Origin of the sequence: Dietzia sp. DQ12-76 (genome assembly GCF_014145045.1) — a bacterium.
GTDB lineage: Bacteria > Actinomycetota > Actinomycetes > Mycobacteriales > Mycobacteriaceae > Dietzia.
On sequence record NZ_JAALDV010000042.1, the window covers coordinates 1 to 8,547 of the forward strand.

At 68.2% G+C, this 8,547-nt stretch carries 7 protein-coding genes; 4 read left to right on the forward strand and 3 right to left on the reverse strand.

The window, feature by feature from the left end; genetic code table 11:
* The coding region (locus G6019_RS02270) for a DEAD/DEAH box helicase (protein WP_182626966.1) at nucleotides 1-1,342 on the forward strand (1,342 nt) is incomplete at its 5' end.
* Nucleotides 1,343-1,345: 3 nt separating this feature from the next.
* Here the strand turns inward: G6019_RS02270 and G6019_RS02275 are convergent.
* Nucleotides 1,346-2,137 carry an ROK family protein gene (locus G6019_RS02275; protein ID WP_107757457.1) on the reverse strand — a complete coding sequence of 264 codons (792 nt, stop codon included), beginning with the start codon at nucleotides 2,135-2,137 and terminating at the stop codon, nucleotides 1,346-1,348.
* Between the two features lie 75 nt (nucleotides 2,138-2,212).
* On the reverse strand, nucleotides 2,213-2,512 hold the full coding sequence (locus tag G6019_RS02280; RefSeq protein ID WP_107757456.1) for a hypothetical protein: 300 nt from the start codon (nucleotides 2,510-2,512) through the stop codon (nucleotides 2,213-2,215).
* Between the two features lie 127 nt (nucleotides 2,513-2,639).
* On the opposite strand from G6019_RS02280, the gene G6019_RS02285 reads away from it, so the two are divergent.
* Nucleotides 2,640-3,254 (forward strand): malonic semialdehyde reductase, encoded by a 615-nt coding sequence (locus tag G6019_RS02285; RefSeq protein WP_182612288.1) that lies wholly within the window; start codon nucleotides 2,640-2,642, stop codon nucleotides 3,252-3,254.
* A 216-nt stretch (nucleotides 3,255-3,470) separates the two neighbouring features.
* A complete protein-coding gene (clpB, locus tag G6019_RS02290) occupies nucleotides 3,471-6,023 on the forward strand; it encodes an ATP-dependent chaperone ClpB (protein ID WP_107757455.1) in 2,553 nt (850 codons plus the stop codon).
* Between the two features lie 435 nt (nucleotides 6,024-6,458).
* Here the strand turns inward: clpB and G6019_RS02295 are convergent, their stop codons facing one another.
* Nucleotides 6,459-7,142 (reverse strand): NPCBM/NEW2 domain-containing protein, encoded by a 684-nt coding sequence (locus G6019_RS02295; RefSeq protein ID WP_182612287.1) that lies wholly within the window; start codon nucleotides 7,140-7,142, stop codon nucleotides 6,459-6,461.
* A 426-nt stretch (nucleotides 7,143-7,568) separates the two neighbouring features.
* On the opposite strand from G6019_RS02295, the gene G6019_RS02300 reads away from it, so the two are divergent.
* Complete coding sequence (locus tag G6019_RS02300; RefSeq protein ID WP_107757453.1) at nucleotides 7,569-8,453, forward strand: sulfurtransferase; 885 nt, start codon at nucleotides 7,569-7,571, stop codon at nucleotides 8,451-8,453.
* Nucleotides 8,454-8,547: the final 94 nt, after the last annotated feature.

Here is an 8,547-nt window from a genome sequence, read left to right on the forward strand (position 1 = left end):
CAAGACGGTCCAGGCGCTCGCGCTGATCGCTCACGCGCACGAGGCTCATGAGGACCGCCCCGCCTCCGGCGCCGGGACGGTCGCCGAGGCGGTCTCCGACTCCCCGGGGCCGTTCCTCGTGGTGGCGCCCTCGTCCGTGGTGCCCAACTGGGAGGCCGAGGCCCGCAGGTTCGTGCCCTCACTGCGCGTGGCCCGCCGCTCCGCCACCGAGACCACGTCGCCCACCACCGTGGCCGAGGACGCGTCCGCGCATGACCTCGTCGTGACCTCCGCGACGGTGCTGCGGCTCAATGCCGAGGCCTACGCGGGGATCGGGTGGGCCGGAGTGATCCTGGACGAGGCCCAGCAGGCCAAGAACCCCTCGTCCAAGCTGTTCGCCGCGCTCGCGGTGTTGCGCGCGGACTTCCTGCTCGCCGTCACCGGCACCCCCATGGAGAACAACCTCACCGAGCTGTGGGCGATCGCGGCCCTGTCCTGCCGCGGAGTCCTGCCCGACGCCGCGGATTTCCGCGCGCTGTTCAGGACCCCCATCGAGAAGGACGGGGACGCGGAGGCACTGCGTCGCCTGCGCCGCCGACTCCGGCCGTTCCTCCTGCGGCGCCGCAAGGAGCTGGTGGCCGGAGAGTTGCCACCCCGGACCGACGCGGTGCTGGAGGTCGAGCTCACGGTTGCGCACCGGAGGGTCTACGAACGCGAACTCGCCCGGCAGCGGGCCTCGCTGCTGGCGCTGCTCGACGATTTCGACTCCAACCGCATCAGCATCCTCGCCGGGCTGACCGTCCTGCGACGGCTGTGCCTGGACCCCTCGCTGGTGGACCCGGGACACTCCTCCATCCCTTCCGCCAAGACCGACGAGCTGGTCGCCTCGCTGCGTGAAGTCGTGGCCGAGGGGCACCGGGCGCTGGTGTTCAGCCAGTTCACCAGCTACCTCGACACAGTGGTCGACAGACTGCACGCCGAAGGGATCACCGTCGCTCACCTCGACGGCAGCACCACCGACCGGGCCGGTGCCGTCGGCGAGTTCACCGAGGGCGGCGCGCAGGTGTTCTGCCTGAGCCTCAAGGCCGGGGGAGTGGGACTGAACCTCGTGGGCGCCGACTACGTCTTCCTGCTGGACCCCTGGTGGAATCCGGCCACCGAGGCGCAGGCCGTGGACCGGGCGCACCGCATCGGTCAGACCCGGCCCGTGCTGGTGTACCGGATGGTCGCCCGCGACACCATCGAGGAACGGGTCATCGAGCTCCAGCGCCGAAAGGCCGAGCTCTTCGCCTCCGTGCTGGACAGCGGGGAGCACTTCTCCGCCGCGCTCACCGCCGAGGACCTGCGGGGGTTGATCGAGTAGGGGTCACCGCACCGCCGGCATCGCCAACCCCGCGGCCACCGCGGCCCCGAACAGCGCGGTGTCCCGCGAGGGGGAGAAGACGACCCGCGGCGCCGGAATCGTGTGCGGCAGCGTGTGCAGCTGCTCGGCGACCGGCCCGTGCAGAGCCTCGCCCAGGCCCACAACGATCCCGCCGGTGAGCAGGACCGTGCGGGGCCGGAACAGCTGGACGGCGTCGACGACGAAGGATCCCACTCGATGGGCGTAGATCTCGGCGGCGCCGTCGCCGTGTTCCCGCTCGAGGTCGTAGAGTCCGTGCCCGCCCAGGCCCCACCACGCCTCGGTGGTGCCGCCGTCCACGACCAGGCGCCAGTGACCGAGGTCCCACCCGGTGTGGCCGCACGGATGGATGAGCGCACCGTGGCGGTTGAGCGCGCCGAAGGACAGGGTGGTCCCCAGCGAGATGGCGATGCCACCGAACTCGACGTCGGGCAGTTGCGTCAGGGCCAGGGCATGGGCATCGCCGTGGCCGATCACGGACACCGGGGCGTCCAGGAGGTCGACCAACTGGGAGCGCATCGGTCCCTCAGCCCAGGCGGCGGCCCGGGAGGCCTCGATGACCCCGCGGTCGGCGTCGACGTGTCCGCTCACCGAGACGCCGACGCCGCTGGGGGAGGGATCGACGGCGCGGATGACGCCGGCCAGGTCCTCTGCGGTGGCCACCTCGGCCCCGTGCACCCCGACCACACGGCCGTCGATGACGGCACCGATGCGCGTCCCGCTGCCGCCGATGTCGACGACCACGCCGTTCCTCATCAGATCGCCTCCTGTTCCACTCCGACCATTGTCACCAATAGTTCGTAGCGGGCGGGCGAATGGGTGTGGTGGGGACTAACCCGTGTCAATGTTGCGGATCGGGTCGCTCGCCTGGCCCACGGTGCTGCAGTACAGCTTGGCGGACTCCTGGTTCAGCGTCACCTCCATGCCGGCGGGATCAGACTGTCCTTTCTCGTCGAGGAAGGTGGTGATCACCTCGCGCTGGTCCTCGGGCGGCATCTCCATGTAATCGGCGCAGGTGGTGTCACCGCCCTGGTTGGGGTCCAGTGCGGCGCAGCCGGAGACGAGGGCCAGGGACAGCGCGGCGGCGGTCGCGGTGGCGGTCAGTATCGCGGGGCGGTGGCGGGTGGGCATGGCGGACCTCCGGAGCGTGACGACGACGATGAGGTGAGCGGATGATGAGGTGAGCGTAGGCCCGCAGGGTGACGGACGTCACCGTTCGGCCGGGATTCGGATGGGCCCTTCCCGAGTTCTAGTAGATATGACAACATCTTTTGAGGCTCAGGCCTCCCTACAGCTGGACTCCGCTGCTCAGGACCTGCTCTTCCGCCAGGCCCGTTCCGCTAACGCGTTCACCGACGAGCCCGTGACCGACGAGCAACTCCGCGCGATCTACGACCTGGTCAAGTGGGCGCCGACGTCGATGAACAACCAGCCGCTGAGGATCGTCGTGCTGCGCTCCGAGGAGGCCAAGGCCCGCCTGCTCCCGCACCTCGCCGAGGGGAACCGGGCAAAGACCGCCTCCGCCCCCGCCGTCGCGCTACTCGCCGCTGACGTGGACTTCCACGACGAGTTGCCCCGGCTCTTCCCCCACTTCCCCGGGGCCCGTGACCTGTTCTCCGACGAGGCCGCGCGGGCCGGCGCGGCCGAGCTCAACGCGAGCCTGCAGGTGGGGTACACCATCCTGGGCATCCGCGCTGCGGGTCTCGCCGCCGGGCCGATGACCGGGTTCGACGCCCCGGCGATCGCCCGGGAGTTCTTCCCCGACGGCCGCCATCGTGTCCTGGTGGCCATCAACATCGGCACACCGGCCGAGAACGCCTGGTTCGACCGACTGCCCCGGCTCGACTACGACGAGGTCGTCACCACCCTTTGAGGGGGATCGTCAGAGGCTTCCCACCAGGCGGAGCGCGAACTGGTCGCCATGGCCCAGCGCGGGCGAAGGCTGCGGTGGTGTCGGTATTCGTCCCCGATCTCTTAACTTGAGCGGAATAGACTCAAGGCTCGCGAGGTTCTACGTACTGTCCGGTCCTGCTGTGGGCCGGTATTGATCCGAGTACGCTCAAGAACACGTCGAAGAAAGGACCGGTCGATGAGCCAGTTCAACCCCACGACCAAGACCCAGGCGGCTCTGTCGGCCGCCGTCCAATCCGCCTCGGCGGCAGGGAACCCGGATGTCCGTCCGGGACACCTCCTCGTGGCACTGCTCGAGCAGCAGGACGGGATCGCCACGCCCCTGCTGCAGGCCTGTGGCGTGGACCCGAAGCTGGCTCTGAGCCAGGCCAAGGCCCTCACCGCGAGTTACCCCAGCGCGTCCGGTTCGGGGCTGGCCGCCCCCAACTTCAACCGCGACGCCCTCGCCGTCATCAGTTTCTCCCAGACCCTCGCCACCGAGATGGGCGACGACTACGTCTCGACCGAGCACGTCCTGGTCGGCATCGCGGCGGGCCACACCGGCGGTGACGCGGCCAAGCTCCTCAACGAGCTCGGCGCCACCGAGGACGCGCTGAAGAAGGCATTCGCCGCGGTGCGTGGCAACACCCGTGTGACCACCGAGAACCCCGAGGACCAGTACCAGGCGCTGGAGAAGTACTCCACGGATCTCACGGCCCGGGCACGGGACGGCAAGATCGACCCGGTCATCGGACGCGACTCGGAGATCCGGCGCGTGGTCCAGGTCCTGAGCCGCCGCACCAAGAACAACCCGGTTCTCATCGGCGAGCCCGGCGTGGGCAAGACCGCCATCGTCGAGGGCCTGGCCCGGCGGATCGTCGACGGCGACGTGCCCGAGTCGCTCAGGGGCAAGACCCTGCTCTCGCTGGACCTGGGCTCGATGGTCGCGGGTGCCAAGTACCGCGGCGAGTTCGAGGAGCGGCTCAAGGCCGTGCTCGACGAGATCACCGCCTCCGAGGGCCAGATCATCACCTTCATCGACGAGATCCACACCATCGTCGGCGCGGGCGCGTCAGGTGAGGGGTCGATGGACGCCGGCAACATGATCAAGCCGATGCTCGCCCGCGGCGAGCTCCGGCTGGTCGGTGCCACCACTCTCGACGAGTACCGCAAGTACATCGAGAAGGACGCCGCCCTGGAGCGTCGCTTCCAGCAGGTCTACGTGGGGGAGCCGAGTGTCGAGGACACCGTCGGCATCCTGCGCGGGCTCAAGGAGCGCTACGAGGTGCACCACGGCGTGCGCATCACCGACTCCGCGCTGGTCTCCGCGGCCACGCTCTCGGACCGCTACATCACCCAGAGGTTCCTCCCGGACAAGGCGATCGACCTGGTCGACGAGGCCGCGAGTCGGCTCAAGATGGAGATCGACTCCCGACCGGAGGAGATCGACGCCGCCGAGCGGATCGTGCGTCGGCTCGAGATCGAGGAGGTGGCGCTGCAGAAGGAGACCGATGCCGCGTCCAAGGACCGTCTGGTCGCCCTCCAGTCCGAACTCGCCGATTCCAAGGAGAAGCTCGCCGAACTGACCGCCCGCTGGCAGAACGAGAAGACCGCCATCCAGGGCGTGCAGAAGGTCAAGGAGGAGCTCGACGCCCTGCGCACGGAGTCGGAGAAGGCCGAGCGCGACGGCGACTACGCGCGCGTCGCCGAGATCCGTTACGGCCGGCTTCCCGAGCTGGAGAAGCAACTCGCCGAGGCGGAGGAGAGCGAGGCCGCCTCGAACGCCATGCTCAAGGAGGAGGTCGGGCCCGAGGACGTGGCCGAGGTGGTCTCCGCCTGGACCGGCATCCCCGTGGGCAAGATGCTCCAGGGTGAGACCGAGAAGCTCCTGCGCATGGAGGACGAGATCGCGCGCCGGGTCGTCGGCCAGGGCGACGCGGTCCGGGCCGTGTCCGATGCCGTTCGCCGGGCTCGCGCCGGGGTCGCCGACCCCAACCGGCCCACCGGGTCGTTCCTCTTCCTCGGCCCCACGGGCGTGGGTAAGACGGAGCTGGCCAAGGCGCTCGCGGAGTTCTTGTTCGACGACGAGCGGGCCATGGTCCGGATCGACATGAGCGAGTACTCCGAGAAGCACAGCGTCTCGCGTCTGGTGGGTGCCCCTCCGGGGTACGTCGGCTACGAGGCGGGTGGGCAGCTCACCGAGGCGGTGCGCCGGCGTCCGTACACGATCGTGCTGCTCGACGAGGTCGAGAAGGCGCACCCGGACGTGTTCGACATCCTCCTGCAGGTGCTCGACGACGGTCGTCTCACCGACGGCCAGGGCCGGACCGTGGACTTCCGCAACACCATCCTCGTGCTCACGTCGAACCTGGGCGCGGGTGGCTCGCGCGAGCAGATGATGGACGCGGTCAAACGCGCGTTCAAGCCGGAGTTCATCAACCGGTTGGACGACGTCGTGGTCTTCGACGCGCTCAGCGAGGAGCAACTCGAGTCGATCGTCGACATCCAGATCGACGAACTCGCGCGGCGCCTCAAGGGACGTCGACTGACCCTCGAGGTCGACGACGCGGCCAAGGGCTGGCTGGCCCGGCGGGGCTACGATCCCGCCTACGGCGCCCGCCCGCTGCGCCGGCTGGTGCAGCAGTCGATCGGCGACAAGCTCGCCCGGGCGCTGCTCGCCGGCGACATCCGCGACGGCGACACCGTGCGGGTCTCCCTCGCCGAGGACGGGGAGTCGCTCACGCTGAGCTGATGATGTCCGGATAGGGGCCCGGCCACCTTTCGAGGTGGCCGGGCCCGTGGTGTGGATCCACAATCACTGAGCCGTTCGACCACCACGAGGTAGCAGTCGGGCCCGTTCAATTTTCCCGTGGTGGCTCTGGGCTCGCTGCATCAGCGCTCCGGCACGACTCCGGTGCGATGTCAGCTGAGCCCTTCGCGCGGGCAACCCACTGGTCCCCCGAAGAGTGTTCTACGCGATGGTGAGGACCACGAGGAGCATCGCCGGAATGACGATCCAGCCGAGGTCCATCGGCATTCCGAAGACGTCGATCGTAGGGAGAAGGCTCCTCATTGCCTCACTCATCGCCACGTCGGGAGGTACGCAATTCTGTCCGGGGCCCGCTTGATCGCAACCGATCACCGTGATCCCTAGCCTTTCATGATTGGAGGTGGTCGTGTCAGCCGGTCAGCGCGTGACGCGAGCGTCGCCCCAGGCTGCATTGGCGTTGTTGCCGTTTGCTGCGGTCTTTGTCACCTCGAGTTTCAGGCGGAGGCCACCGGAAACGTTGATGTTGATGTCCTGAGCTTGTCCGAGCCTCATCGCCCACGATCCACGTTGCTGGTCGTCGACGAATACTCTGAACTGATATCTCGCATCGGGGTGAGAAGTATCAGAAAGGCCGATAGTAGCTCGGAAATTGCTCCAGTCCTTGCCCAGGTCGTACTGATAGTTTGTCGACGTAGTCATGAATTGGCTGGTGTACACCGACTGGGCATATGTCCTGCCGTTGATGTTGACTGACCCTTTGGTGGGTTCTGCTCCGCCTCGAACTGTCTGCATAGCGCGCAGATAGGTAGTCTGCGTCCCGGGAATCGGGGGATTCCCCGGTCCCTGGTTCTGGGATCCGCTCACGGTGTTGCCGAGTGAGTCGCTGTTGATGCCGCCCGTCTCGTTCAGCTGAGAAGACGCTGCTGCAGCGGCTGCGATGACGACGGCTGCGGCCGCCGCACCTGCTTGAATCTCCTCGATGCTCGGGAGGGGCGGCAGCGGCGGAAGTTGTGCCGACGATGTTCCGGGCGCAATTCCGACGATGGTCGCGGATGCGGCGATGACCGCGATGAATTTCGTAAAGGATGAGGAAGGTCGCATGCCTGTAGTGTTGTACACCGTCCAGGCGCCCACAATAAACTCTGGCGATCTTCATCCGAACATACGACACGTCGCACATTTCGAGCAATTGCAGGATTAGAAGGACGGAATCGCCCCGGAACCGTTCTCGCCCTTCGATCGAGATATCAATGGCCCCCCTGTGGAGTTGGCCAGTCGTCGTCGAGTAAGAGTCTTTGCTCGGCTCGCGGGCCTGTCCTGCCAGTCAAATCCACTAATTCGGGTCAGAACTACCCTCCTACGCAGCGCAAACGATTAGGCGTTGGAGACGACGCGGCGAGTCGGTGGGCCATCAGGCCGTTGGGAGCTCCATGCGTAGCTTCCGGTCCTGCCGCGACGCGCCCGGTGTGAGGGATCAGCCCCCGAGGAGGGGATCCGCCCCGGTGTCGACGCGTCTACCATGGAACCGTGACCAGAGCCACCGCACCCGCATCCGACACCCAGGTCAGTCCCCTCCTCGTCACGGCGCGCGAGTTGATCAGCGACGTGGCGAGCCTTCCCACCCCTGTGATCCTCGACGTGCGCTGGCGGCTCGGCGATGCCCGCGGCCGGGAGCACTACTACTCCGGCCACATCCCCGGCGCGCAGTACGTCGATCTACCCACCGAGCTCGCGGGCCAGCGCAACGTCCGCGAGGGCCGCCACCCGCTGCCCTCGCCCGATGATCTCGAGGACGCCCTGCGTCGTGCCGGGGTGGACAACGACAGCCGCGTGGTGATCTACGACGACTCCGGTAACACCTCCGCGGCGCGCGCCTGGTGGCTGATGCGCTGGGCCGGCAAGGAGGACGTCTACCTCCTCGACGGCGGTCTCAAGGCGTGGATCGCCGAGGGCGAGGACCTGGCGGTGGGGCCGGGCAACCCGGTCGAGCGCGGCGACTTCACCTTCAGGCTCGATCACATGCGCACGGCCGACATCGACGAGACGGAGGCCAGCCCCGAGGAGGGCGTCCTGATCGATGTCCGCGCTGCCGAGCGCTATGCCGGCCACACCGAGCCGATGGATTCGCGGGCCGGCCACATCCCGGGCGCCGTCAATCTGCCCACGTCGTCGTTCCTCGACGAGAGCGGGCGGTTCCTTCCCGCCGAGCGCATCCGTCAGATGTTCGCCGACGTGGGGGTGACCAGCGGAAAGAACACCGTGGTCTACTGCGGTTCCGGCATCCACGCCTGCCATGCGCTCGCGGCGATGGAGGTGGCCGGGATCGAGGCGGGGAGGCTGTTCCCGGGGTCGTGGTCGCAGTGGTCGGCGGATCGTCGGCGGCCGATCGCCCTGGGGGAGGACCCCCGCTAGCCCGCGCCCGCGCCGGCTCCCGGGGGCATCCAGGTCACGCAGCGCCGCGGTGCCTGGCGGGTAACCCCACCAGCGCTGACTACCCTCTGTGGAC

Bases quoted from the DNA above. Each gene is read 5' to 3' on its own strand.
- G6019_RS02275 (WP_107757457.1), bottom strand. From the start codon at position 2,137: ATGAGGAACGGCGTGGTCGTCGACATCGGCGGCAGCGGGACGCGCATC.
- G6019_RS02280 (WP_107757456.1), bottom strand. From the start codon at position 2,512: ATGCCCACCCGCCACCGCCCCGCGATACTGACCGCCACCGCGACCGCC.
- G6019_RS02285 (WP_182612288.1), top strand. From the start codon at position 2,640: ATGACAACATCTTTTGAGGCTCAGGCCTCCCTACAGCTGGACTCCGCT.
- clpB (WP_107757455.1), top strand. From the start codon at position 3,471: ATGAGCCAGTTCAACCCCACGACCAAGACCCAGGCGGCTCTGTCGGCC.
- G6019_RS02295 (WP_182612287.1), bottom strand. From the start codon at position 7,142: ATGCGACCTTCCTCATCCTTTACGAAATTCATCGCGGTCATCGCCGCA.